The 23,367-nt window shown below is 66.2% G+C and carries 24 protein-coding genes and 1 riboswitch; of the genes, 15 read left to right on the forward strand and 9 right to left on the reverse strand.

Translation table 11 applies throughout. From position 1 onward, the window contains the following. Positions 1-49 precede the first annotated feature (49 nt). The 3 genes from mmsA to AC50X6_RS06395 all read right to left on the reverse strand — a co-directional run bounded on the left by mmsA (position 50) and on the right by AC50X6_RS06395 (position 3,576). Complete coding sequence (gene mmsA / locus AC50X6_RS06385) at positions 50-1,606, reverse strand: multiple monosaccharide ABC transporter ATP-binding protein (protein ID WP_494965412.1); 1,557 nt, start codon at positions 1,604-1,606, stop codon at positions 50-52. A 132-nt stretch (positions 1,607-1,738) separates the two neighbouring features. After that, positions 1,739-2,929, reverse strand: a complete 1,191-nt coding sequence (locus tag AC50X6_RS06390) for an ROK family transcriptional regulator (RefSeq protein ID WP_494965413.1) — start codon at positions 2,927-2,929, stop codon at positions 1,739-1,741. A 128-nt stretch (positions 2,930-3,057) separates the two neighbouring features. Beyond that, entirely contained in the window at positions 3,058-3,576 is a 519-nt protein-coding gene (locus AC50X6_RS06395; protein ID WP_494965414.1) for a gamma carbonic anhydrase family protein, read from the reverse strand. Between the two features lie 190 nt (positions 3,577-3,766). On the opposite strand from AC50X6_RS06395, the gene AC50X6_RS06400 reads away from it, so the two are divergent. Continuing rightward, positions 3,767-4,291 (forward strand): DUF2231 domain-containing protein, encoded by a 525-nt coding sequence (locus tag AC50X6_RS06400; protein WP_494965415.1) that lies wholly within the window; start codon positions 3,767-3,769, stop codon positions 4,289-4,291. Positions 4,292-4,436: 145 nt separating this feature from the next. On the opposite strand, the gene AC50X6_RS06405 is transcribed toward AC50X6_RS06400, so the two are convergent. Both AC50X6_RS06405 and purU read right to left on the reverse strand, forming a co-directional pair. Next, positions 4,437-4,871 (reverse strand): class I SAM-dependent methyltransferase, encoded by a 435-nt coding sequence (locus tag AC50X6_RS06405; RefSeq protein ID WP_494965416.1) that lies wholly within the window; start codon positions 4,869-4,871, stop codon positions 4,437-4,439. Positions 4,872-4,892: 21 nt separating this feature from the next. Further along, entirely contained in the window at positions 4,893-5,753 is an 861-nt protein-coding gene (purU, locus tag AC50X6_RS06410; RefSeq protein WP_494965417.1) for a formyltetrahydrofolate deformylase, read from the reverse strand. A 42-nt stretch (positions 5,754-5,795) separates the two neighbouring features. Continuing rightward, positions 5,796-5,881: riboswitch (ZMP/ZTP riboswitch) on the forward strand. A gap of 186 nt (positions 5,882-6,067) precedes the next feature. Between purU and glyA the strand changes: the two genes are divergently transcribed. The 11 genes from glyA (at position 6,068) to AC50X6_RS06465 (ending at position 16,023) form a co-directional block, all read left to right on the forward strand. Continuing rightward, on the forward strand, positions 6,068-7,375 hold the full coding sequence (gene glyA / locus AC50X6_RS06415; RefSeq protein WP_494965418.1) for a serine hydroxymethyltransferase: 1,308 nt from the start codon (positions 6,068-6,070) through the stop codon (positions 7,373-7,375). 4 nt (positions 7,376-7,379) lie between these two features. Further along, positions 7,380-8,357 (forward strand): bifunctional methylenetetrahydrofolate dehydrogenase/methenyltetrahydrofolate cyclohydrolase, encoded by a 978-nt coding sequence (locus AC50X6_RS06420; protein ID WP_494965419.1) that lies wholly within the window; start codon positions 7,380-7,382, stop codon positions 8,355-8,357. A gap of 133 nt (positions 8,358-8,490) precedes the next feature. Beyond that, on the forward strand, positions 8,491-9,441 hold the full coding sequence (locus AC50X6_RS06425) for an ABC transporter ATP-binding protein (RefSeq protein ID WP_494965560.1): 951 nt from the start codon (positions 8,491-8,493) through the stop codon (positions 9,439-9,441). Beyond that, complete coding sequence (locus AC50X6_RS06430) at positions 9,434-10,336, forward strand: ABC transporter permease (RefSeq protein ID WP_494965420.1); 903 nt, start codon at positions 9,434-9,436, stop codon at positions 10,334-10,336. The genes AC50X6_RS06425 and AC50X6_RS06430 overlap by 8 nt, the downstream gene beginning before the upstream one ends. Beyond that, on the forward strand, positions 10,336-11,181 hold the full coding sequence (locus tag AC50X6_RS06435) for an ABC transporter permease (RefSeq protein ID WP_494965421.1): 846 nt from the start codon (positions 10,336-10,338) through the stop codon (positions 11,179-11,181). The genes AC50X6_RS06430 and AC50X6_RS06435 overlap by 1 nt, the downstream gene beginning before the upstream one ends. 22 nt (positions 11,182-11,203) lie before the next feature. Then, the gene (locus AC50X6_RS06440; protein WP_494965422.1) at positions 11,204-11,560 is read left to right on the forward strand and encodes a VOC family protein; all 357 of its coding nucleotides are present in this window, start codon (positions 11,204-11,206) and stop codon (positions 11,558-11,560) included. Positions 11,561-11,757: 197 nt separating this feature from the next. Further along, a complete protein-coding gene (locus AC50X6_RS06445) occupies positions 11,758-12,324 on the forward strand; it encodes a hypothetical protein (protein WP_494965423.1) in 567 nt (188 codons plus the stop codon). A gap of 10 nt (positions 12,325-12,334) precedes the next feature. Beyond that, complete coding sequence (locus AC50X6_RS06450) at positions 12,335-13,168, forward strand: exodeoxyribonuclease III (protein ID WP_494965424.1); 834 nt, start codon at positions 12,335-12,337, stop codon at positions 13,166-13,168. Between the two features lie 21 nt (positions 13,169-13,189). Further along, the gene (gene trpS / locus AC50X6_RS06455) at positions 13,190-14,233 is read left to right on the forward strand and encodes a tryptophan--tRNA ligase (RefSeq protein WP_494965425.1); all 1,044 of its coding nucleotides are present in this window, start codon (positions 13,190-13,192) and stop codon (positions 14,231-14,233) included. A 4-nt stretch (positions 14,234-14,237) separates the two neighbouring features. Next, positions 14,238-14,912 (forward strand): 2'-5' RNA ligase family protein, encoded by a 675-nt coding sequence (locus AC50X6_RS06460; protein ID WP_494965426.1) that lies wholly within the window; start codon positions 14,238-14,240, stop codon positions 14,910-14,912. Then, positions 14,845-16,023 carry a YihY/virulence factor BrkB family protein gene (locus AC50X6_RS06465; protein WP_494965561.1) on the forward strand — a complete coding sequence of 393 codons (1,179 nt, stop codon included), beginning with the start codon at positions 14,845-14,847 and terminating at the stop codon, positions 16,021-16,023. The genes AC50X6_RS06460 and AC50X6_RS06465 overlap by 68 nt, the downstream gene beginning before the upstream one ends. Before the next feature lie 90 nt (positions 16,024-16,113). Here AC50X6_RS06465 and AC50X6_RS06470 read toward each other — a convergent pair whose 3' ends face one another. From AC50X6_RS06470 to sdhC, 4 genes are all read right to left on the reverse strand, one after another. After that, positions 16,114-16,896, reverse strand: coding sequence for a succinate dehydrogenase iron-sulfur subunit (locus AC50X6_RS06470; RefSeq protein WP_326967968.1), 783 nt, complete (start codon positions 16,894-16,896; stop codon positions 16,114-16,116). Between the two features lies 1 nt (position 16,897). Next, positions 16,898-18,706 (reverse strand): succinate dehydrogenase flavoprotein subunit, encoded by a 1,809-nt coding sequence (gene sdhA, locus AC50X6_RS06475; protein ID WP_326967967.1) that lies wholly within the window; start codon positions 18,704-18,706, stop codon positions 16,898-16,900. Between the two features lie 153 nt (positions 18,707-18,859). Beyond that, a complete protein-coding gene (locus tag AC50X6_RS06480) occupies positions 18,860-19,348 on the reverse strand; it encodes a succinate dehydrogenase hydrophobic membrane anchor subunit (RefSeq protein WP_494965427.1) in 489 nt (162 codons plus the stop codon). A gap of 3 nt (positions 19,349-19,351) precedes the next feature. After that, positions 19,352-19,732: a succinate dehydrogenase, cytochrome b556 subunit gene (sdhC, locus tag AC50X6_RS06485; protein ID WP_494965428.1), complete on the reverse strand. Its 381-nt coding sequence runs from the start codon at positions 19,730-19,732 to the stop codon at positions 19,352-19,354. Between the two features lie 268 nt (positions 19,733-20,000). Here sdhC and AC50X6_RS06490 point away from each other — a divergent pair, with 268 nt between their 5' ends. The 3 genes from AC50X6_RS06490 to AC50X6_RS06500 all read left to right on the forward strand — a co-directional run bounded on the left by AC50X6_RS06490 (position 20,001) and on the right by AC50X6_RS06500 (position 23,320). Then, complete coding sequence (locus AC50X6_RS06490) at positions 20,001-21,134, forward strand: mannose-1-phosphate guanylyltransferase (RefSeq protein ID WP_494965429.1); 1,134 nt, start codon at positions 20,001-20,003, stop codon at positions 21,132-21,134. A 94-nt stretch (positions 21,135-21,228) separates the two neighbouring features. Further along, positions 21,229-22,428, forward strand: a complete 1,200-nt coding sequence (locus AC50X6_RS06495) for an amidohydrolase (RefSeq protein ID WP_494965430.1) — start codon at positions 21,229-21,231, stop codon at positions 22,426-22,428. A gap of 442 nt (positions 22,429-22,870) precedes the next feature. Further along, on the forward strand, positions 22,871-23,320 hold the full coding sequence (locus AC50X6_RS06500; RefSeq protein ID WP_494965431.1) for a MarR family winged helix-turn-helix transcriptional regulator: 450 nt from the start codon (positions 22,871-22,873) through the stop codon (positions 23,318-23,320). Positions 23,321-23,367 lie beyond the last annotated feature (47 nt).

Genomic DNA, 23,367 nt, shown 5'->3' on the forward strand with positions numbered 1-23,367 from the left:
AGTCCTTGTTTCCGTCAGTGATCGGAGTGTTCTTGATGGTCCCAGCGGGTCAGGCGGTCTTGCGGGCGGACGTCATGAGTTTCATGAGGCTCTCCTGGCTGGCGTCGTCCTTGTCGAGCACGCCGGTGATGGCGCCCTCGAAGATGGTGTAGATGCGGTCCGAAAGGCCCAGCAGCTCGGGCAGCTCCGAGGAGATGACAATGACGCCCTTTCCCTGGTTGGCCAACTGCTGGATGATGCCGTAGATCTCATACTTGGCGCCGACGTCGATCCCGCGGGTGGGTTCGTCCAGGATCAGGAGGTCCGGGTCGGTGAACATCCACTTCGCCAGCACCACCTTTTGCTGGTTGCCGCCGGACAGTTTGGCCACCCCCTCCTCCACGGACGGCGCCTTGGTCCGCAATGACTTGCGGTACTGCTCGGCGACGGTGAATTCCTGGTTGGCGTCCACGACGTTGTGCTTGCTGATCTTCTTCAGCGCGGCCGACACCGTGGTGGCCTTGATGTCGTCCAGCAGGTTCAGCCCGAGGGACTTGCGGTCCTCGGTCACGTAGCCCAGCCCGGCGTCGATGGCCTGCTTGACGTTGCGGAGGGTGATCTCCTTGCCGTCCTTGTATGCGTGGCCGGAGATGAACCGGCCGTAGGAGCGGCCGAAGACGGAACGCGCAAGTTCGGTGCGCCCGGCCCCCATCAGCCCGGCGAAGCCGACGATCTCGCCGCGGCGGACAAAGAAGTTCGAGTTCTTGCAGACCAGGCGGTCCTGGATTTGCGGGTGGCCCACGTTCCAGTCCTTGACCTCGAAGAAGACCTCGCCGATCTGGGGTTCGTGCTCCGGGAAACGGGATTCCAGCGTCCGGCCCACCATGCCCTTGATGATGCGGTCCTCGTCGACGCCGTCGGCCTTGACATCGAGCGTCTCGATCGACTTTCCGTCGCGGATGATGGTGATGGAATCCGCGATCTGCTCGATCTCATTGAGTTTGTGGGAAATGATGATGGAGGTGATGCCGCGGCCCTTGAGGCCCAGCATGAGATCCAGCAGGTGCTGGGAGTCGGATTCGTTCAGCGCGGCGGTGGGCTCGTCCAGGATCAGGAGTTTCACGGACTTGTTGAGCGCCTTGGCGATTTCGACGAGCTGCTGCTTGCCGACGCCGATTTCCTTCACCGGGGTTTGCGGATCCTCGCGGAGCCCCACCCTGGCCAGCAGTTCGGTGGAGCGGGTCCGGGCCTGGGCCCAGTCGATCACGCCGCGTTTGGTGGGTTCGTTGCCGAGGAAGATGTTCTCCATGATCGAGAGTTCCGGGATGAGTGCGAGCTCCTGGTGGATGATCACGATTCCGGCGTGTTCGCTGGCCCGGATGTCCTTGAATTCCTGGACTTCCGCCTGGTAGACGATGTCTCCCGTGTAGCTGCCGTGGGGGTAGACGCCGGAGAGTACCTTCATCAGCGTGGACTTGCCGGCGCCGTTTTCACCGCAGATGGCGTGGATTTCACCGGCCTTCACCCGCAGGGTCACTTCCGACAGCGCTTTGACGCCGGGGAACTCTTTGGTGATGGAGCGCATCTCGAGAATTACCGGATCGCTGTGCGTGTTGAGGGACGTCATCTGCCCTTACGCCTCCAATGCATGACTTCGTTGTCCGGCCCCTGCAAACCGCAAGGCCGTCTGATGAAAAAGTAAACTGGATCACAGGCCTTGTCGTCAAGTCTTTAACGCAACGGGGTGGTAACAAATAACTTAGCTGCGCCGGATTCCGGCATGTTGGAAGACCAGTGAGGTGGCACCCAGGGCCTCCGCCCGGTTTCCCAACGAGGACATTGTGAGCGTGGTGGTCTCACCGATGACGGGTACGGCATGGCGGACCAGACCCCGCCGGATCGGGTCCAGGAGCAGCTCTCCGAGTCCGGCCAGCGGGCCGCCCACCACAATCACTTCCGGGTTGATCAGGTTCGCCACATTGCCCAGCGCACGTCCGACGGCGAGTCCGGCGTCGTCCACCACGCGCAGCGTTGCGGAGTCCTTGACGAGGGCCTTGCGGACGATGTCCTCCGGCGTCAACGGCCTGTCTTCGCCGCGGCTCAACAGCTCGATCATGGTGGTGGTGGACGCGATGGTTTCCAGGCAGCCGCGGTTGCCGCAGCGGCAGACCAGCCCGTGTTCGTGGATGGTGGCGTGGCCGATTTCGCCGGTGATCCCGACGTTGCCGTAGTAGGGCACCCCGTTGAGGATCAATCCGGCGCCGATGCCTGAACCGATCTTGAGGAACATCAGGTTGCCGATGCCGCTGTGTGGTCCCCAGGTGACCTCGGACAGCGCGCCGAGGTTGGCGTCGTTGTCCACAAAAACGGGGAGATTCAGGGCTTCCTCCAGTCGCTGCTGGATATTGATGCCTACCCATTCGGGCAGGATGGCACCCTGCGCCACGGTCCCCGTGCGGCGGTTGATGGGGCCGGGGATGCCGACGCCGGCGCCCACCAGGGCGCTGCGTTCGACGCCGCTGTCCGCCAGCAGCCGGTCCAGCACCCCGACGGCGGCGGTGATGCCTTCCTCGGCGTGGTGGCCCAAGGGCAGCAGGACGGATTCCTCGGCGATCACGTGGTAGCTGAGCGAGGCGAGGACCACACGCAGGTGCCGGCGGCCGAAGTCGATTCCGACGGCCACGGCCCCGTTGCTGTTGAGCCGGACGTTCAGTGCACGCCGTCCGGAGCTGGTGATCGGCTCGGTGGACGCCAGTCCGGCGTCCTGCATGATCCTGACGATGTTGGAGACCGTGGCGGTGGAGAGACCGGTCTGACGTGCCAGTTCGGCCTGCGTGGAGGGGCCGGCCAGGAGGCATTCGATGATCCGCTGCTGGTTCAGATGCCGGAGTGCGGATTGTGATCCGGGGTTTTTGGTTCGGCTCCTCGTTGAGCGCGTTGGTGAGGGCATGACATGAAGCGTGACGCATTGGAGGCTTGCAGTCAAGAAGTTAACGCAAGGAGGGTCAGGAGGTCTACTGGAAGGTCCGCTGGCATGTCCGCCGCGGCCGCCGGCTGCTGGAGCCGGCGGATCGAACGTCAGCCGTGCAGTTCGCGGTGTGCCCGGGCCAATTCCCGGTAGTGCGCGGCGTTCTGCTGGACGCCGGCGAATTCCTCGTCGCTCAATTCGCGACGGACCTTTGCCGGCACGCCGGCGACCAGCGAGCGGGGCGGTACGACGGTCCCTTCCAGCACCACCGCGCCGGCGGCGATGAGGGAGCCGGCGCCGATCACCGCGCCGTTGAGGATCGTGGCGCTCATGCCGATCAGGCAGTCGTCTTCGACCGTGCAGCCGTGCACGACGGCGCTGTGGCCGACGCTGACCCGGGCGCCGACGGTGCAGGGGAAGCCGGGGTCTGCGTGCAGCACCACGTTGTCCTGCAGATTGGTGCCGGCGCCGACGGTGATCGCTGCGGTGTCGGCGCGGACCGATACGCCGTAGAAGGCGCTGGAATCCTCGGCCAAGGTGGCGTTGCCGATCACCGAGGCGGTGGGCGCGATGAAGGCGGAGGGGTGGACGGCCGGGGTGTCGCCGGCGAAAGCGTAGAGGGGAGCCATGCCTTCAGCCTAGGACACGCCCCCTCCGCGCCCGGCCCGTCCCAATCAACTCCCGGCACGGGCCGTGTTGGCACGCCGTTCTGGGCGCCCAGAACGGCACCTGCTACCAAGTTGGGTGGCAGGGGTTGAACGGCGGCCCGGGCTGAGTAGGATCGGGCCAACAACCGCGCTGTCCGGGAGGTGGTCCGTAGTGACTCAAAACGGGATGTTCCTGCGAATGATGCGGCGGCTGGAGGAATCTGACCGCCTCGACCCGGCCGTTCGGGCCGCCGGACCCCTCGCGGGCCGGCTCGTGGCCAAGCCCCGGCTGCGGCGCTTCTTCCACGGCGACGCCACCGGCATTCCACCGCACGTCATTGCCACGGACGTGCCATTTGGTGCCTGGTTTATGGCGATCTTTTTGGACCTCTTCCCGGATGCCGGCTCCCGGCGGGCAGCCGCCCGACTCGTGGCGCTCGGCGTCGTCGCGGCCGGCCCCACCGGACTCAGCGGCTGGGCCGAGTGGGCCCGGGCCGACCGCGCCGCCCAACGCATCGGCGTCGTCCACGCCGCAGCCAACCTCGTCGCCACGCTCATCTTCCTGGCGTCTTGGGCCGCGCGGACCCGGGACCGCCACCGTTTGGGTGTGCGCCTGGCCCGGCTGGGCGGCGTCGTGCTGATCCTCGGAGGTTTCCTGGGCGGGTACATGCGCAGCGTGCGCCGCTCCAGACGTTAGCTCGCAGCGGAGACGGTTTGAGCCGTTTTGAGCGCCCCAAACGGCCCCTGCTGCTGGAGGACACACGCCCTCCCGTTGAGCTATCAGTTGGAGTCCTTCTGGGGAGCTGGAAACGACCACAAGTGATAGCGCAACGGGAGTTTCTTCAAGCGGGGGAACGGAGGACCGTGAAGCCCCCGCCTTCTCCGGCGCCGTGCGGACCCGATTCGGGGAGGCCCTCTCCGGGGAGTACGACGGCGATCGGGCCGCCGGGCGCCGTGACCCTGCCCAGTTCGCGGACCACGTCGTCCCGCTGCTCCGGGGGCAGGCCGGCCAGGGCGCCCACTGCCCACACCGAAGGGAAAGCGGAGTCTGCGAACGGCAGCGACCCGGCGTGCGCCACTGTTGCCTCGAGGCCCCGGGCGCGTGCCGAATGGATGTTCTCCTCGGACGGGTCCACCCCGGTGAAATGGATGCCGGCCCGGACAAAGCGCAGCCCGTCCGCGCCCGGGCCGCAATCGAGGCCGAGCACGGACCGCCGGCCTTCGGTTTTGAGCAGGGCCACGAACTCCGCCAACTGGTCGTCCTGTAGAGGTGCCATGGCTCTAGTCAATGACCTGCGTCAGTTAAAGACAACCGTCCGGTTGCCGTCCAGCAGCACGCGGTGCTCGGCATGCCACTGCACGGCCTGGGCGAGCGTGCGGCCCTCCACATCGCGTCCCATCTGGACGAACTGTTCGGCGGTGCGCCGGTGGTCCACCCGGATGACTTCCTGTTCGATGATCGGGCCCTCGTCGAGGGCGGCCGTCACGTAGTGCGCCGTGGCGCCGACCAGCTTGACGCCGCGGGCGTGCGCCTGGTGGTACGGCCTGGCGCCCTTGAAGGACGGCAGGAAGGAGTGATGGATGTTGATGGCCTTGCCCGTCAACTCGTCGCAGAGTTCGTTGGAGATGATCTGCATGTAGCGGGCCAGCACCGTAAGTTCGATGGTGTGCTCCGCCATCAGGGCCCGCAGCTTGTCCTCGGCCTGGACCTTGGTGTCCGGGGTGACCGGAATATGGTGGAAGGGGATGCCGTAGAACTCGGCCAGGCCGGCAAGATCCTTGTGGTTGGACACAATGGCCGGGATCTCAATCGGCAGGGTGCCCGAACGCTGCAGGAAGAGCAGGTCGTTGAGGCAGTGCGCCGAGGTGCTCGCCATCAACAGGGTGCGGACCTTCCGGCCTTCCGGGTTGAGGCTCCACTGCATGCCGAACGCCCGCGCCACAGGCTCCAGCGCCGCGTGGAGTTCAATCAGGGACGCCGCCGTCGTGGCCTCCACCCGCATGAAGAATGTGCCGGTACTTTGGCTGCCGTACTGCTGGGAGTCCGTAATATTGCCGCCCGCCACGAGGAGCGCGCCGGCGACGGCGTGCACGATCCCGGGCCGGTCGGGGCAGGAGAGGGTCAGGATGTAGGAAGCAGTCAGGTTCTGGTCAGTCACGATGACCAGCCTACCCGCGCGCGGGCAGGGGCTGGGGTAGCATTGAACGGTCGCAACTGGCGTTGGGTGGCTAACCACCAGGGAGCGGCACTCACGAAGACCACGGATCGTACGCCTGGGCCGAGGGTCATGTTTTGCCGGTTGGCAGCCTGGCTGCCGGCCCGTCGTCGGTCCTCCCGCGGGGGTGCTGATCCTTGAAGTGCGCCCCGTCTTCCGCGTCCCCGTCTTCGGGGCCGTAATCTAGGGGCGACGCAGCGGGCCAGCCGGTAACCTGACCTTAAAAGCAGTGCCCGTTGCCAAGCCAGGAGTTTTCCGTGACTACTTCCGTCCGCCTCACCTCAGCCGCCGTGAGCAATCAGCCGCTGGCCGAACTTGATCCCGAAATCGCCGCCGTACTGGCGCAGGAACTGGGCCGCCAGCGCGGCACCCTGGAAATGATCGCCTCCGAAAACTTCGCACCGCGCGCGGTGATGGAAGCCCAGGGCTCGGTCCTGACCAACAAGTACGCCGAGGGCTACCCCGGCCGCCGTTACTACGGCGGCTGCGAATACGTCGACGTTGCCGAACAGCTCGCGATCGACCGGGTCAAGGACCTTTTCGGCGCCGAATACGCCAACGTTCAGCCGCACTCCGGCGCGCAGGCAAACGCCGCGGCGCTCTCGGCCATGATCACCCCGGGGGAAAAGATCCTGGGACTGTCGCTGGCCCACGGCGGCCACCTGACCCACGGCATGAAGCTTAACTTCTCCGGCAAGCTCTACCAGGTTGCCGCCTACCAGGTCGAGGAAGATCACTTCCGGATCGACATGGACAAACTGCGCGAACAGGCCATAGCCGAGAAGCCGAAGGTCATCATCGCCGGCTGGTCCGCCTACCCGCGGCAGCTCGACTTCGCGGCCTTCCGCTCGATCGCCGACGAGGTCGGCGCCCTGCTGTGGACCGACATGGCGCACTTCGCCGGCCTCGTGGCCGCCGGCCTGCACCCCAGCCCGGTGCCGCACTCCGACGTCGTCACCTCCACTGTGCACAAGACCCTCGCGGGTCCCCGCTCCGGCGTGATCCTGGCCAAGCAGGAATGGGCTAAGAAGATCAACTCCAACGTCTTCCCCGGCCAGCAGGGCGGACCCCTCATGCACGTGATCGCCGCCAAGGCCGTTGCCTTCAAGATCGCCGGCACGGAGGAATTCAAGGAACGCCAGGAGCGCGTCCTGGAAGGCGCCCGGATCATCGCCGACCGACTGAACCAGGCCGACGTGTCCGACGCCGGCGTCTCCGTCCTCACCGGCGGCACCGATGTGCACCTGGTCCTGGTGGATCTGCGGAACTCCCGGTTGGACGGCCAGCAGGCAGAAGACCTGCTTCACTCCGTGGGCATCACCGTGAACCGCAACGCCGTGCCGTTCGACCCCCGCCCGCCGATGGTCACCTCCGGCCTGCGGATCGGCACCCCGGCCCTGGCCACCCGCGGCTTCGGCGCCGAGGAGTTCACCGAGGTGGCCGACATCATCGCCACCGCTCTGGTAGGGGGCACCGCCGGCAGCGTCAATGTCGAAGCCCTGCAGGCCCGCGTGGACACGCTCGCCGCCGACTTCCCGCTGTACCCGCAGCACGAGCAGTGGTGACCGGATGACGATTGAAACCGCCGGCACGGCGACATCAGACAGCGGCCACACCGCGAGGATTCTGGACGGCAGGGCCACCTCCGCCACGATCAAGGCCGAACTGGCCGGGCGCGTCGCCGCGCTGAAAGCCAGGGGCATCGTGCCCGGCCTCGGCACCGTTCTGGTGGGCTCGGACCCGGGCAGCACCTGGTACGTGGGCGGCAAACACAAGGACTGTGCGGAGGTGGGCATCACCTCCATCCGCCGTGACCTGCCGGCGGAAACCACTCAGGAGGAGCTCCTGGCAGTGGTCCGGGAGCTCAACGGGAACCCGGAGTGCACCGGCTACATCGTCCAGTTGCCGCTGCCCGGGCACATCGACCAGGACATCATCCTGGAGGCCATGGATCCCGAAAAGGACGCCGACGGCCTGCACCCGATGAACCTCGGCCGGCTCGTGGCCAACGTCAGCGGCCCCATGAAGTCCCCGCTGCCGTGCACGCCGAAGGGCTGCGTGGAGCTGCTGACCCGGCACGGGATCAGCCTCAGCGGCAAGCGTGTGCTCGTGGTGGGCCGCGGCGTCACCATCGGCCGCCCGGCGGGGCTGCTGCTCACCCGCAAGGACGTCAACGCCACTGTCATCCTGGCCCACACCGGCACCGTGGACCTGCCCGCCGAACTCCGGCAGGCCGACGTCGTGATCGCCGCGGCCGGCCAGCCGCACATGATCAAGGCGGCGGACCTCAAGCCGGGCGCGATAGTGCTCGACGTCGGCGTGAGCCGGGTGGACGACGGCTCCGGCAAGGCCGTGGTCACCGGAGACGTTGAACCCGCCGCCGCCGGCGTCGCCGCCTGGCTTTCGCCTAATCCCGGGGGAGTGGGCCCCATGACCCGGGCCATGCTGCTGGCCAACGTGGTGGAAACAGCGGAACGCCACGCGGCAGCGGAAGGCACCTCCGGTGCCCTGAACCGTTTAACCCCCGGACATACCCCCCGGACATAACGGAACGGCAATCGTCTGGATTTTTTGCGAATTAACTCTTTCATAGTTCGACCGTTTCCACTACCGTGTTCGGGTGCCTGAACTCGTCTCGAAGCAAACCTCACGCCAGGAAGCCGCACCCAAGGAAGCGCAGTTGAACAGCCCTGCCAACACCGGCCCGCCGCAGTACGTCATCACCGCCGAAAACCTGACCAAGCGCTACGGCGAGGTCACCGCCGTCGACGGCATCTCCTTCTCGGTGCCCGCCGGCGAGGCGTTCGGCCTGCTCGGACCCAACGGGGCCGGCAAATCCACCACCATGAAGATGATCGGCGGGGTGTCCCAGCGCACCTCCGGAAAACTCAGCATCATGGGTCTGGATCCGGACCAGCACGGCCCGGAAGTCCGCGCGCAATTGGGCGTCGTCCCGCAGCAGGACAACCTGGACGAGGAGCTCAAGGTCCGGGACAACCTGCTGGTCTACGGCCGCTACTTCGGTCTGCCCATGAGCTACCTCAAGCCCAAGGCCGACGAGCTGCTGGAGTTCGCCCAACTCACGGACAAGGCAAAATCCAAGGTGGATGCGCTTTCCGGCGGTATGAAGCGCAGGCTCACCATCGCGCGGTCCCTGATCAATGAGCCCCGCATCCTGCTGCTTGACGAACCCACCACCGGGCTGGACCCGCAGGCCCGGCACATCCTCTGGGACCGGCTGTTCCGGCTCAAGGAGCAGGGCGTCACCCTGATCCTCACCACCCACTACATGGACGAAGCCGAGCAGCTCTGCGACCGCCTGATCGTGGTGGACAAGGGCAAGATCATGGCCGAGGGTTCGCCCGCCAGCCTGATCCGCGAGTATTCCACCCGCGAGGTCCTGGAACTGCGCTTCGGTTCCGAACGCAACGGCACCGTCGGAGCCGAGCTCGAAGGTATCGGCGAGCGGCTGGAAACCCTGCCGGACCGGGTCCTGATCTATGCGCACGACGGCGAAGCAGCACTCGAGGAGGTGACCGCCCGGGGACTCCGGCCGGTCACCTCTCTGGTGCGCCGGTCCTCGCTGGAAGACGTCTTCCTGCGCCTGACCGGCAGGAGCCTCGTTGACTGAGCAGTCCGGACCAACGGGGCACGGGGTCACCGGGGCGGCGGGCACCACGACGTCGGGCACCACGACGGCGGCATCGCCGCTGCGCGCCCACTCGCCGGCAGTATCGGCTGCCCGGGCGCGGAAGTGGGGGGCTTTCTACTACGCCGAGCAGGTCCTGCGGGTGATGAAAGGCTACGGCTGGACCATCGTCATGTACGGCGTCGGGCAGCCGGTCGCCTACCTGTTCGCCATGGGCGTCGGACTTGCCACGCTGGTGGACACCAACAGCACGTCGATCTTCGGCGGTGTCAGCTACCTGACGTTCATCGCCCCGGCCCTGCTGATCTCGGCCGCGGTCATGACGGCCGCCAACGAGTTCACCTTCCCGGTGATGGACGGCTTCAAGTGGCGCCGGGTCTATTACGGCCCGCATGCCTCGCCGCTGACGCCGGAGCAGATTGCCCTCGGTCAGATCATCGCCGTCACGGTCCGTTTCTTTCTGCAGTCGGCCATCTACTTCGCCGTCGTGGCACTGTTCGGGGCTTCCCCGAACGGCTGGGGCTGGGTATCGATCCTGGTTGCCACCCTCGCCGGGCTGTCCTTCGGGCTGCCGCTGATGGCCTATGCGGCATCGATCAAGGAGGACAAAGGCCAGTTCGCCATGGTCATGCGCTTCATCGTGACGCCGCTGTTCCTGTTCTCAGGCACGTTCTTCCCGCTGGACACTCTGCCGCTGGCCATCCGGTGGATCGGCTGGATCTCCCCGATCTGGCACGGCACCGAACTGGGCCGGGTGTTCAGCTACGGCTACCAGGAGGCCCCGCTGCTCACGGCAGTGCACCTGGTGTTCCTGCTGGCCCTCACCGCCGCCGGCTGGGTCCTCACCAAGCGCGAGTTCGTGAAGAGGATGGGCTGATGGGCGCGGTCACCCGGAGCCCGGAATCCGGATCCAGCGTCACCGAGGACGCCCGCAACCGGCGCTTCGGACCGCTCTACTCCCGCAACGTCCGCGCCGTCGTCGCCCGCGGGCTGATGGCGACCAAAAGCAGCAACTGGATGGTCATGCTCTCGGGCTTCTTCGAGCCGGTGCTGTACCTGATCTCGATGGGCGTAGGCCTGGGCGCGATCGTCGGCTCGGTGCAGGGTCCCGGCGGCGGGGAGATTTCCTACGCCGCCTACATCGCCCCCGCACTGCTGGCCGTCTCCGCGATGAACGGTGCCGTCTACGACTCCACGTGGAACGTCTTCTTCAAGATGAATTTCGCCAAGCTCTACCAGGGCATGCTCTACACCTCGCTCGGACCGCTGGACGTGGCGATGGGCGAAATCTTCCTGGCCCTGCTGCGTGGCCTGCTGTACGCCACCGGGTTCACCGCCGTGATGGGCATTATGGGGCTGATCACCACGCCGTGGGCCGTTCTAATGATCCCGGCCGCGGTGCTGATCGCCTTCGGCTTCGCGAGCTTCGGCATGGGCATCACGAGCTTCATGAAGACCTTCCAGCAGATGGACTGGATCAACTTCGTGATGCTGCCGATGTTCCTCTTCAGCGCCACCTTCTACCCGCTCAGCGTGTACCCGCAGTACATCCAGTGGTTCATCCAGGCCATGCCGCTGTGGCACGGCGTGGAGCTGCTGCGCCAGATCAGCGTGGGGGTGTTCACCCCGGCGACGGCGTTGCACATCGGCTACTACCTGGTGATGATCGCCCTCGGGCTGCTGCTGACCACCGGACGGCTCCGCCGGCTGTTCCTCAAGTGACCGCCCCCGCAAAAGGAGAACCATGATTGGCATATGGCAAGCCCTCGTCATCGACTGCGAGGACCCGGACACCCTGGCGGTGTTCTACCAGGAGCTGCTGGGCATGATCCGGGTCCAGGAGGACGATGGCTGGATTTCCATCGGCGACGCCGCCGACCGGCCCGCCGTGGCTTTCCAACGGGTGGACCGGCTGGTCCGTCCGGAGTGGCCCGACGCCGAGCACCCGCAGCAGATGCACGTGGACGTGCTGGTCGAGGACCTCGACGCTGCCGAAGCAGAAGTGCTCCGGCTCGGCGCCACTAGCCTCGACGCCGGCACGGCGAGCTTCCGCGTCTACACGGACCCCAGCGGCCACCCGTTCTGCCTGGTGCTGTCCTAGAATCCTCGGACCGGACGGCTCCGCCCGACGGGACATGCCCCGCGCCGGGGCCGGCGGGTGGACATAGTGTCATTGTGCCCAGTTCCGGGTGCGAAGAATGGGCATGTCCCGCGGGACTGGACGGCGGCGCTGGTGCGGAACGTTCGCCCGGGGTGGAAGCGGCCCGGGGCGCAGCGGGGGTTTGCGATAATGGGTTCATGCAATCTTTGGGCAACTCTTCCAGGCCATCCGCGTACACCTCCGCCAAAGGCAAGTTCTCCATGCTCCGCATCAGCGGACCCGCGATGATGGTCTTCATCGTCGCCTTCGTCGTCGCCGTCATCTTTGCGGCCAACCAGAACGACGTCGTGGGCTGGGTCGTGGCGATCATCGCCGGGTTCTGGCTCGCCCTGGCGGCCTTCGTCGTCTTCAGCATCCAGAAGGCCGCCAAGAAGGCCGGCGCCAAACTCAATGAGGCGCAGAACGCCTTCAACGCGGCCACCGGCCGGGCGCCGTCGTCGGTAAGCACCGACGCCGGCGGCACCCGCCCGACGGAGATCCGTCGCGAAGCCGACGAGGTCCGCGACCTGAAACTGGATCACTCCTTCAAAATCGTCCAGGTGCAGGTCCGCGTGGTGGAGCAGGAGCGCGCCAAGGGCGCAGCCTCGGACCAGGACACGATCCGCCGGGCGCTGGAAACCATCGAGATCACGGCAACCAACGCGCGGGACATGATCAAATCCGCCGGCGGTACTGACGAGCCCGTCACCGGAACCATCGTCTAGAGTGGATCCGGTGAGCTCGGCATTGAAGAAGGACCACCTTCGCATCGCATCAGTCAACGTCAACGGCCTACGCGCTGCCTACAAGAATGGCATGGCGGCGTGGCTGGAACCCCGCGGGGTGGACATCCTCTGCCTGCAGGAAGTCCGCGCGCCTGACGCGATCGTCCGGCAGTTGCTCGGCGAGGGCTGGCACATCCTGCACGCGGAAGCCGAGGCCAAGGGCCGCGCCGGCGTCGCCATTGCCTCCCGCGACGAGCCCCTGGCCACCCGGGTGGGCATCGGCGACGACTACTTCGCCACCGCCGGACGCTGGGTCGAAGCCGACTACACCGTGCGCAACGCGGCGGGCGACGCCTCGCAGCTGACGGTCGTCAGCGCCTACGTGCACTCCGGCGAGGCCGGCACCCCCAAACAGGACGACAAGTTCCGGTTCCTCGATGTTATGCTCAACCGGCTGCCAGAGCTGGCTAAACACAGCGACCACGCCCTCGTGGTGGGCGACCTCAACGTCGGCCACACCGAGCTGGATATCAAAAACTGGAAAGGCAACGTCAAACGTGCAGGCTTCCTTCCCGCGGAGCGCGCATACTTTGACCGCTTCTTCGGCGCAGATATCGGCTGGAAAGATGTCCACAGGGGCCTGGCTGGTAACGTTGATGGCCCTTACACGTGGTGGTCGCAACGTGGCCAGGCCTTCGACAACGACACCGGCTGGCGGATCGACTACCAGATGGCCACGCCCGCGCTAGCTGCTGCCGCGGTGTCGGCCGTTGTTGACCGGGCACCGTCCTGGGACACACGCTTCTCCGACCATGCCCCGCTGGTAGCGGACTACCGGCTCTAAGCCCCTGAAGGTCTGCACATCATGACAAGCCCGATCACTCCCGGTACCAAGAAGCGCATTCTCTCGGGAGCGAAGCCCACCGCGGATTCGCTGCACCTCGGCAATTACATCGGCGCTGTCCGCAACTGGGTGGACATGCAGTCGGAATACGACGCCGTGTTTTTTATCCCCGATCTCCACGCGATCACAGTGGACTTCGAGCCGTCCGAGCTTGCCAAGCGCACCCGGGTGGTGGCAGCACAGTACATCGCCGCAGGCATTGACCCGGACCAGAGCATTTTCTTCGTGCAGTCCCACGTTCCCGAGCATGCGCAGCTGGCCTGGGCGCTTAACTGCATCACCGGATTCGGCGAAGCCTCCCGCATGACGCAGTTCAAGGACAAGACCCAGAAATCCGGCGCCGACGCGGCGACGCTGGGGCTGTTTGCCTACCCCACTCTTATGGCTGCCGACATCCTGCTCTACCAGACGGACCTGGTTCCGGTGGGAGAGGACCAGCGGCAACATCTGGAGCTGACCCGCAACCTGGCTCAGCGCTTCAACACCCGCTACGGGCAAACCTTCACCGTGCCCGAGGCCACCATCCTCAAGGCAAACGCCAAGATCTACGACCTGCAGAACCCCACGGCCAAGATGTCCAAGACCGGTGAGTCACCGAACGGCTCCATCCAGTTGCTGGAAGACCCCAGGATCGCAGCCAAACGCATTAAGTCCGCCGTCACCGACACCGGCACGGAAGTCCGGTTCGACGCGGAGGCCAAGCCCGGCGTGTCCAATCTGCTGGCCATCTACTCCACCCTGACCGGTAAGTCGGTGCCGGACCTTGAAACCGAATACCAGGGCAAGATGTACGGTCATCTGAAGGCGGATCTGGCAGATGTGATGGTGGAGTTCATCACGCCGCTGCGGAACCGCACCCACGAACTGATGGCGGATCCGGCCGAGCTGGACAGGCTGCTGGCCCAGGGTGCCGATCGTGCCCGCGAAATCGCGTCGGTAACGCTCGCGCAGGTGTACGAGCGCATGGGATTCCTGCCGTCACTGAGCCTGGCAGGGGTCCGCTAGGCCTATGTCCTCCGTCAGTAGAGCCGCCACGAACCACGCTGTGCGTGCCGGCAGCAACGCAGCTCCGGACACCCAGGACACCCGGGAATCTTCGGCGGGCGGACAGCGGAGCGACGTCATCAGCATCGGTGTCATTCTCGGGTTTCCAACGAGGATCGCGGCGGAACTCCAGCGCTGGCGGGCGTCCTTCGGTGATCCGCTGGCCGGCGTCGTCCCGGCCCACATCACGCTCGTGACCACCACGATGACCCGGGACTGGGAAGCGACGCGGAGTCACGTCCGCGAGGTCGCGCGCAGGCAGGAACCGTTCACCGTCACCATCGCGGGCACCGGGTCCTTCCGTCCGGTTTCTCCGGTGGTCTTCCTGAACGTCGAAGACGGCTTCGGGGACTGTGTGAGCCTGCACCAGCAGCTGCAGGCCGGGCCGCTGGAGTGTGAACTCCCCTTCGCCTATCACCCGCATGTCACCGTTGCGCACGATGTGGCCCCGGAAAGCCTCGATGAGGCCGAAACGGTGCTGAAAGATTACAGGGCCACGTTCCCGGTGGCTAGCATGGGACTCTACGAGCACGACGACAACGGCATTTGGCAGCTACGGGAAGAGCTTGACTTTGGTATCGAACCCAACGACGACGACGGCGGCCCAGACGACCCAAACGGCGCAACAGACGCCCGCTGAGCCGCCGCCGCCCAGCGATCTGGCCCGGCTGAAACTGGAAGTAATCCGCAAGAAGGTCGACTGGGGAAAGGCGCGCCGCTCCGGCGACGGCGGGCCGGCTGCGCTCCTGGCCATGATGCCGTGGCTGCTGGCCCGGCTCAACGCCTTCCGGCCGATGCGCGCCGTCCAGCATTACGGGCGCCAGCACGGTCCGCTGATGAGCGCCGGCATCGGCTTCCGGATGTTCTTCTCCATCACGGGTCTGCTGGCCACCGGCTTCTCGCTGGCCGGCCTGGTCCTCCGCGGACAGCCGGCCCTGCTGGAGCGCGTGGTCAGCAGCGTGGCCACGAACGCGCCCGGCCTCCTAAAGGTCGACGGCAGCGAGGGGCTGGTGGATCCGCAGGATCTGCTGAACCCCAGCGGCCTCGGCTGGGCCGCCGTCATCGCCGCCGTGGTGACCGTGGTGACCTCGCTGGGCTGGATCGACGGACTGCGCGACGGCGTGCGCGCAATGATGCAGCTCGGCCCGCTGAAGATGAACCCGGTCCTGCTCAGGCTGCACGACGCCGGGACCCTGTTGTTGCTGGGCGTCACCCTCGTGATCAGCGCCGGAGCCTCGCTGGTGTTTGGCACAGCCGCGGGCTGGGTGACCGAGCAGCTGAGCCTGGACCCGCTGCTGGCCGGGCCGCTGACCACCTCCGTCAAGATCGCCGTGCCGCTGCTGCTGGGCTGGGCCACGGCCCTGATCATGTTCCGCCTCGCCGCGGGGCTGAGGCTGGCCCGGCGGGCCCTGCTGGAAGGGACCATCCTCGCCGCGGTGGGCACGGCTGTGCTGCAGGTCTTCAGCGCCGAACTGCTGGCCAACGCCGGACGGAACCCCCTGCTGGCACCCTTCGCCATCATCATCGGCCTGCTGATCTGGTTCAACCTGGTCAGCCAGGTCTACCTGATCGCCGCCGCGTGGGCGGCGATCAGGAATGAAGACCTCAAGACGGAGCCCGCCAACAGGACAACGGGGTGGGGCGCCCGCCAGGTGCAGCCTGGCAAGACGCCCGTGGAGTCCGGCGCCCGGAAACGGCCGGCAGCAGCCGGGTTCAGGCGTCGAGGTGCTGCCCGGCCCACGCCGAAATAGTCGTCGAAGCGGGATAACGGCGACGGCGCCCGCACCTGAAAAGGTGAGGAGCGCCGTCGTCGTGGTTCTTCGGTTCCGGAAGAGCAGTGGCTAGATCTTGCGGGACAGAATTGCCTGCTTGACCTCGGCGATCGCCTGCGTGACCTGGATGCCGCGGGGGCAAGCCTCGGTGCAGTTGAAGGTGGTGCGGCAGCGCCACACCCCTTCCTTGTCGTTGAGGATCTCCAAGCGCATATCGCCGGCATCATCACGGGAATCGAAGATGAAGCGGTGCGCGTTCACAATTGCCGCCGGGCCGAAGTACTGCCCGTCGGTCCAGAACACCGGGCAGGACGAGGTGCACGCGGCGCAGAGGATGCACTTGGTGGTGTCGTCGAACCGTTCGCGGTCCTCGGCGGACTGCAGGCGTTCCTTGGTGGGCTCGTGGCCCCGGTTGATCAGGAAGGGCATAACCTCGCGGAAGGACTGGAAGAACGGCTCCATGTCCACGATCAGGTCCTTCTCCACCGGGAGGCCCTTGATCGGTTCCACCGTGATGGGCTTGGACGTGTCCAGATCCTTCAGCAGGGTCTTGCAGGCGAGCCGGTTGCGGCCGTTGATGCGCATGGCATCGGAACCGCAGACACCGTGGGCACAGGAGCGGCGGAACGAGACGCTGCCGTCGATTTCCCATTTAATCTTGTGCAGGGCGTCGAGGACACGGTCGGTGCCGTACATGGTGACCTTGAAGTCATCCCAGGTGGACTCGTCCGAGACCTCCGGGTTGTAGCGGCGCACCCGCAGGTGCACGTCGAAGGAGGGAATATCGCCGCCGCCTCCGATGTGGGCGGGCAATTCAATCTTGGAGGCTGGCTCAGCAAGTTCGGCGGTCATTTTAGTACTTCCTCACCATCGGCTCGTAACGGGTAAAGACCACGGGTTTGGTAGCCAGCCGGATCCCGGCGGTGACTGCGGCGGTCCCCGCCGCCCCCGCAGCCGGAACCTGCTCATCCTTGTACGCCATGGAGTGCTTCATGAATTTTTCGTCATCGCGCTCGGGGAAGTCCTCGCGGAAGTGGCCGCCCCGAGATTCCTCGCGGTGCAGGGCGGCCACAGTCATGACCTTGGCGAGCTCCAGCAGGAAGCCCAGTTCCACGGCCTCCAGCAGGTCCAGGTTGAAGCGCTTCCCCTTGTCCTGGACGCTGATGCGCTGGTACCGCTCCTCGAAGGACGCGATGTCCGTCAGGACCTGGTTCAGCGTGTCCGCGGTGCGGAACACCTGCATGTTGGCATCCATCGTGTCCTGCAGTTCCTTGCGGATTGCGGCGACCTTCTCGGTGCCGTCCGAGGTCCGGACGTGCTCCAGCAGCTCCAGCGTGGAGGCTTCCGGGTCGGCGGGGAGCTCCACAAAATCGGCGGTCTTGGCGTACTCCGCGGCGGCGATGCCGGCGCGCTTGCCGAAGACGTTGATGTCCAGCAGCGAGTTGGTGCCCAGCCGGTTGGAGCCGTGCACGGACACGCAGGCCACCTCGCCGGCGGCGTAAAGGCCCGGGACAACCGTGTTGTTGTCCTGGAGCACCTCGGCGCTGATGTTGGTGGGGATCCCGCCCATGGCATAGTGCGCCGTCGGGAAGACCGGGACCGGCTCCGTGTACGGCTCGACGCCCAGGTAGGTGCGGGCGAACTCGGTGATGTCCGGCAGCTTCGCGTCGATGTGCGCGGGCTCAAGGTGCGTCAGGTCCAGCAGGACGTAGTCCTTGTTCGGGCCGCAGCCGCGTCCCTCACGCACTTCGTTGGCCATGGAGCGGGCCACAATGTCGCGGGGGGCGAGGTCCTTGATGGTGGGGGCGTAGCGCTCCATGAAGCGCTCACCCTCGGAGTTACGCAGGATCGCGCCTTCGCCGCGGGCGGCCTCGGAGAGGAGGATGCCCAGACCGGCGAGGCCTGTCGGGTGGAACTGGAAGAACTCCATGTCCTCCAGCGGAATGCCGCGGCGGAATGCGATACCCATGCCGTCACCGGTGAGGGTGTGGGCATTGGAGGTGGTCTTGAAGACCTTGCCGGCGCCGCCGGTGGCGAACACCACGGACTTGGCCTGGAAGACATGCAGCTCGCCGGAGGCGAGGTCATAGGAGACGACGCCGGCAACGCGCTTCTGCTTGTACGGGGTGCCGTCCTCGCGGACAGCGTCTTCCTCGACGGTCAGCAGGTCCAGGACGTAGTACTCGTTGTAGAACTCAACGTTGTGCTTGACGCAGTTCTGGTACAGCGTCTGCAGGATCATGTGGCCGGTGCGGTCGGCGGCGTAGCAGGCGCGGCGGACCGGAGCCTTGCCGTGGTCGCGGGTGTGGCCGCCGAAACGGCGCTGGTCAATCCGGCCCTCCGGGGTGCGGTTGAACGGCAGGCCCATCTTTTCCAGGTCCAGGACGGCGTCGATCGCTTCCTTCGCCATGACCTCGGCGGCATCCTGGTCAACCAGGTAGTCGCCGCCCTTGATCGTGTCGAAGGTGTGCCACTCCCAGTTGTCTTCCTCGACGTTGGCAAGCGCTGCACACATGCCGCCCTGCGCCGCGCCGGTGTGGGAGCGGGTGGGGTAAAGCTTGGTCAGTACTGCTGTTCGCGCGCGCTGACCTGATTCGATCGCCGCGCGCATCCCGGCGCCACCGGCACCGACGATGACGACGTCGTACTTATGGACCTGCATACCAGACGCTCTTTCTCTCAAAATTCGCTAACAAACCACCGGCAGGCGGAGCCTGCCCGGTGAAACCTCCGCCTGCGCATGGCAGACAGGATCGGTTGCCGTGCGGGGACCCGCAGTACGGGATGTCCCGGCCGGCGGCGCCGCTAGGCGCGGCTACGGCGCGGGGCAGAAGCCGCCGGGCAGCTGGACGCCGTTGACCACGGGGCATGGGTCAAAGGTGAAGATGACCAGGGTGCCCAGGACGATGATGACGGTGGTGGCCGCGTAGAGCACGATCTTCAGCCAAAGACGAGTCGAGTCCTTCTCGGCGTAGTCGTTGATGATGGTGCGGACGCCGTTCGTGCCGTGCAGCATCGCCAGCCACAGCATGGCCAGGTCCCAGGCCTGCCAGAACGGATCGGCCCACTTGCCGGCCACGAAGCCGAAGTCAATGGCCTTGATGCCTTCACCCACGAGCAGGTTGACGGTCAGGTGCCCGAAGATCAGGACCACCAGCACCACTCCGGACAGCCGCATAAAGAGCCAGGCGATCATTTCGAAGTTGCCCCGGGAGGCACCGTTGCGGCGGTACTGCGGAGCAATCCGGTCGCTGCCGACCTTCGCCGCTGCGCTGCGGGGACTCTGGATTTCAGTTGCACTCATGGCTTAGTGACCTCCGAGGGCGAGGGAAAGGTGGCGGATGGAGAAACCCACCATAACGACGACCCAGAGGGCCAGAACCGTCCACAGCATCTGGCGCTGGTACTTGGCGCCTTTCTTCCAGAAATCGACGGCGATGATCCGGAGTCCGTTGAAGGCGTGGAACACAATCGCTGCGACAAGGCCCGTTTCGCCCAGGGCCATCAGAGGGTTCTTGTAGGCGCCGATCACGGCGTTGTAGGCCTCGGGGGACACACGCACCAATGAGGTGTCCAGCACATGGACCAACAAGAAGAAGAAAATCACTACACCGGTAATACGGTGTCCAACCCAGGACCACATGCCTTCACGGCCGCGATACAAGGTGCCAGCTGGTTTTGTCGGCACTGAATAAACCTCCCTGCAACACAGCGGCGCTGGCATGGGATCCACGCGGGGGGAACGCCTGCTGCGAGAGCACTCGTAAGCTCAAGCCTAAATCTAGGCTCCGCCCACAGCTTATTCAATTCAGCCACCCGTCGGTGACGGCGACCGGCGGGGTTTTCGGCCGGTTTTGAGACGAACGCCACATTCCTCTGGGACTGCGGGGGTCCTGCGGCGGTGTCCGGGGCCAGGTTAAAGGGCGTCCCAATTCCGTTCGGCTAAAGTGGCGGTGATGACTACTGACGAAGCGACAAACCAAGATTCACCCCTGAGCCGTTTTATTGCGGTGATTCCGGCGGGCGGTGTGGGGACCCGCCTCTGGCCCCTGTCGCGGGCCGCTGCCCCGAAGTTCCTGCACGACCTCACGGGTTCGGGCAGCACGTTGCTGCGTGCAACCTACGACCGCCTCGAGCCGCTGGCCGGCGAACGCGTCCTCGTGGTGACCGGAACCGCCCACCGCGCGGCCGTCTGCCGTCAGCTTCCCGAGATCCAGGATGCCGATCTGGTGCTCGAAAGCGAGCCGAAGGATTCCGGCGCGGCTATCGGCCTTGCCGCGGCCATTTTGCATGAGCGGGACCCGGACGCCATCATGGGCTCCTTCGCCGCAGACCAGGTCATCAGCCCGGACAACCTTTTCCAGGATGCCGTCCGGGAGGCCATCCACACCGCCGCGGCCGGCAAGATCGTCACCATCGGGATTAAGCCGACCCACCCGTCCACGGGCTTCGGCTACATCCGGGCGGGCCAGAACCTCAGCGTGCCCGGCGCCCCGAGCGCCCAAGCCGTCGTCGAGTTCGTGGAGAAGCCGAGCGAGGAAGTCGCCCAGCAGTACGTGGACAGCGGCGAATACGTCTGGAACGCGGGCATGTTCGTCGCCCCCGTCTCGCTGATGCTCAAGCACCTGGAAGCCAACCAGCCCGAACTCTTTGCCGGGCTGCAGGAAATCGCCAAGGCCTGGGACACGCCGCAGCGCGACGAGGTCACGGCCCGCGTCTGGCCCACCCTCCCCAAGATCGCCATCGACTACGCCGTCGCAGAACCGGCCGCTGCCGCCGGCGACGTCGCGGTGGTCCCCGGAACCTTCCGCTGGGACGACGTCGGGGACTTCGCCTCGGTGGGAAGGCTCAACAGCGCCAAGGAAGTCGATGACGTCACCGTGATCGGCGAGGGCGCCCGCGTCTTTACCGAAAACGCCAGCGGCGTCGTCGTTTCCGACACCAAACGCGTGATAGCCCTGATCGGCATCAAGGACGTGGTCATTGTCGACACCCCGGATGCCCTGCTGGTCACCACCAAAGAACACTCCCAGCGCGTGAAGCAGGCCGTGGACGCCCTCAAGGCCAGCGGCGACACCGACGTCCTCTAGATCCGCGCCGGGTGGATCTGCGCCGGATGTTCCGCAACCCGTAACGCGCCGTAGGCGATGCCGCTATTTGTTGTGCGCTCGCTAGAGTTATGCCGTGCGCAATTACACTACTGAAGCTGAGCCCACCCCTTTGGTGGGGCCGTGGCTGGAGCCGATCCTGCCGGAGCTGATCGCTTTCCGCCGTGACTTGCATGCGCACCCGGAGCTGTCGTTCAAAGAGTTCCGCACCACGGACAAACTCGTGAAGCGGCTCGAGGAAGCCGGGCTTAGGCCCCGCCGGCTCGAAGGCACCGGCCTGACAGTGGATATCGGCGACGGCCCCATCGCCACCGCCCTCCGCGGCGACATCGACGCCCTGCCCATCATCGAGGAAACCGGCCTCGAGTTTGCGTCGAAGAACCACGGCGTCACGCATGCCTGCGGCCACGATGTCCATGCCACCACCATGCTCGGTGCCGCCCTGATCCTGCAGCGCATGCACGAGCAGAAACCACTGCGCGGTTCGGTGCGGATCATCTTCCAGCCGGCCGAGGAAACCATGCCCGGCGGCGCCCAGGCCTGCATCGAGCAGGGGGTCCTCGTGGGCGTGCCCCGCATCTTCGCCCTGCACTGCGATCCCCGGATCGACGTGGGCCGGATCGGCACCCGGATAGGCGCCATCACCTCAGCCTCGGACACGATCAAGATTGAACTGACCGGACGCGGCGGCCATACCTCACGGCCGCACCTGACCGAGGAACTCGTTTTCGCCCTCGCGCAGATCGCGGTCAACGTCCCGGCGGTGCTCTCCCGCCGGGTGGACGTCCGCAGCGGCGTGTCCGTGGTCTGGGGCCAGATCTCCGCCGGTTCGGCACCCAACGCCATTCCGGCCAGCGGGTACATGGCCGGCACCATGCGCTGCCTGGACCGCGACGCCTGGCACAGTGCCGGGAAGATCCTCGACGACGTCGTGCAGCAGATCGCGGCGCCCTACGGCGTCGACGTGCATCTCGAACACACCCGCGGCGTGCCTCCGGTGGTGAACTCGGAACATGAAACTGCCCTGATCGAGGCCGCCGCGCGCGCCGAGATCGGCGAAGGCGCCGTGGTCCTGACCCCGCAGTCCATGGGTGGCGAGGACTTCGCCTGGTTCCTCGCGGACCTTCCGGGAGCCATGATGCGGCTAGGTACCAAGACCCGCGGCGGCGAAGAGTACGATCTGCACCGCGGAGACTATATCCTCGACGAACGCGCCCTGGGACTGGGGATCCGGGTCCTGACAGCCGCGGCCCTCCGGTCCCTCCGCGACCTCTAGCCCCCACCGCCGGTGCCGTAAGTGGCGGGTCTGGCAGCGCCGAGGTGAGAGTTCGCGCCCATTGTTGAACGCTCCATGGGCGCGAAGTCTCACCTCGGCGCCGGACGGCGGCGGCCTGTCACTCCGCTGAAGGAACGCTCGACGGCGGTTCTGCGTCGGGTCATAGGCGTTCCACACCAAAACAACTGCGCATCGGCGTCGCGGGCCTCGCCACATTCGCCACCTCGCCACCTCGCCACCTCGCCACCTCGCCACATTCGCCACCCTTCGCTGCCCCTCGCTGCCCCTCGAGCGTAATCCGCAGGGTGGGACCGGCGCCTGTTGCCGCCGAGGTGAGAGTTCGCGCCCATGGTGCCCGAGAATCATGGGCGCGAAGTCTCACCTCGGCGAACCCTGCCGCAACTCAGTTGTGCACAATTCAATTGCGGGCTATGGTTAGGTCATGACCGACGCCCCCCGCCTCAGCACGCCCCGCCTCAACCGGCAGGTCTGTTTTGCCATGTACTCGGCCTCGCGTGCAGCCACGGCGGCCTACCGTCCACTGCTCGACGAACTGAACCTGACGTACCCGCAGTACCTGGTGATGCTGGTGCTCTGGGAAGACCAGCCCCGCAGCGTCCGGGAACTGGGGGAGGAGCTGGGGCTGGACTCCGGCACACTCTCCCCGCTGCTTAAGCGGCTCGAAGCCCTCGGGTTCGTCGAACGACGGCGGTCCGCCGCCGACGAGCGCCGGGTTGAGGTCTTCCTGACGGAGGCCGGCGCCGCGCTGAGCGCCCGCGCCGCCGCCGTCCCGCAAAGACTCGCCGACGCCGCCGGACTGCCGGCCGCCGAACTGGACCAGCTCCGCGAGACGCTCGGCCGGCTCACCGCGGCGCTGCACAGCGCGCGCTGATTACCCCGCGCTGACCGCCTCCCTGCCTGCACCGCCGATGCGGACGG

This window comes from Pseudarthrobacter sp. HLT1-7 (assembly GCF_059383435.1).

What these genes read in the sequence shown, in the direction of transcription:
- AC50X6_RS06435 (WP_494965421.1), top strand. Translation starts at nt 10,336, where the DNA reads ATGGGCGCGGTCACCCGGAGCCCGGAATCCGGATCCAGCGTCACCGAG.
- AC50X6_RS06490 (WP_494965429.1), top strand. Translation starts at nt 20,001, where the DNA reads ATGACTACTGACGAAGCGACAAACCAAGATTCACCCCTGAGCCGTTTT.
- AC50X6_RS06420 (WP_494965419.1), top strand. Translation starts at nt 7,380, where the DNA reads ATGACGATTGAAACCGCCGGCACGGCGACATCAGACAGCGGCCACACC.
- AC50X6_RS06480 (WP_494965427.1), bottom strand. Translation starts at nt 19,348, where the DNA reads ATGAGTGCAACTGAAATCCAGAGTCCCCGCAGCGCAGCGGCGAAGGTC.
- trpS (WP_494965425.1), top strand. Translation starts at nt 13,190, where the DNA reads ATGACAAGCCCGATCACTCCCGGTACCAAGAAGCGCATTCTCTCGGGA.
- AC50X6_RS06440 (WP_494965422.1), top strand. Translation starts at nt 11,204, where the DNA reads ATGATTGGCATATGGCAAGCCCTCGTCATCGACTGCGAGGACCCGGAC.
- AC50X6_RS06390 (WP_494965413.1), bottom strand. Translation starts at nt 2,929, where the DNA reads ATGCCCTCACCAACGCGCTCAACGAGGAGCCGAACCAAAAACCCCGGA.
- AC50X6_RS06405 (WP_494965416.1), bottom strand. Translation starts at nt 4,871, where the DNA reads ATGGCACCTCTACAGGACGACCAGTTGGCGGAGTTCGTGGCCCTGCTC.
- mmsA (WP_494965412.1), bottom strand. Translation starts at nt 1,606, where the DNA reads ATGACGTCCCTCAACACGCACAGCGATCCGGTAATTCTCGAGATGCGC.
- AC50X6_RS06460 (WP_494965426.1), top strand. Translation starts at nt 14,238, where the DNA reads ATGTCCTCCGTCAGTAGAGCCGCCACGAACCACGCTGTGCGTGCCGGC.
- sdhA (WP_326967967.1), bottom strand. Translation starts at nt 18,706, where the DNA reads ATGCAGGTCCATAAGTACGACGTCGTCATCGTCGGTGCCGGTGGCGCC.
- AC50X6_RS06445 (WP_494965423.1), top strand. Translation starts at nt 11,758, where the DNA reads ATGCAATCTTTGGGCAACTCTTCCAGGCCATCCGCGTACACCTCCGCC.
- AC50X6_RS06395 (WP_494965414.1), bottom strand. Translation starts at nt 3,576, where the DNA reads ATGGCTCCCCTCTACGCTTTCGCCGGCGACACCCCGGCCGTCCACCCC.
- AC50X6_RS06500 (WP_494965431.1), top strand. Translation starts at nt 22,871, where the DNA reads ATGACCGACGCCCCCCGCCTCAGCACGCCCCGCCTCAACCGGCAGGTC.
- AC50X6_RS06470 (WP_326967968.1), bottom strand. Translation starts at nt 16,896, where the DNA reads ATGACCGCCGAACTTGCTGAGCCAGCCTCCAAGATTGAATTGCCCGCC.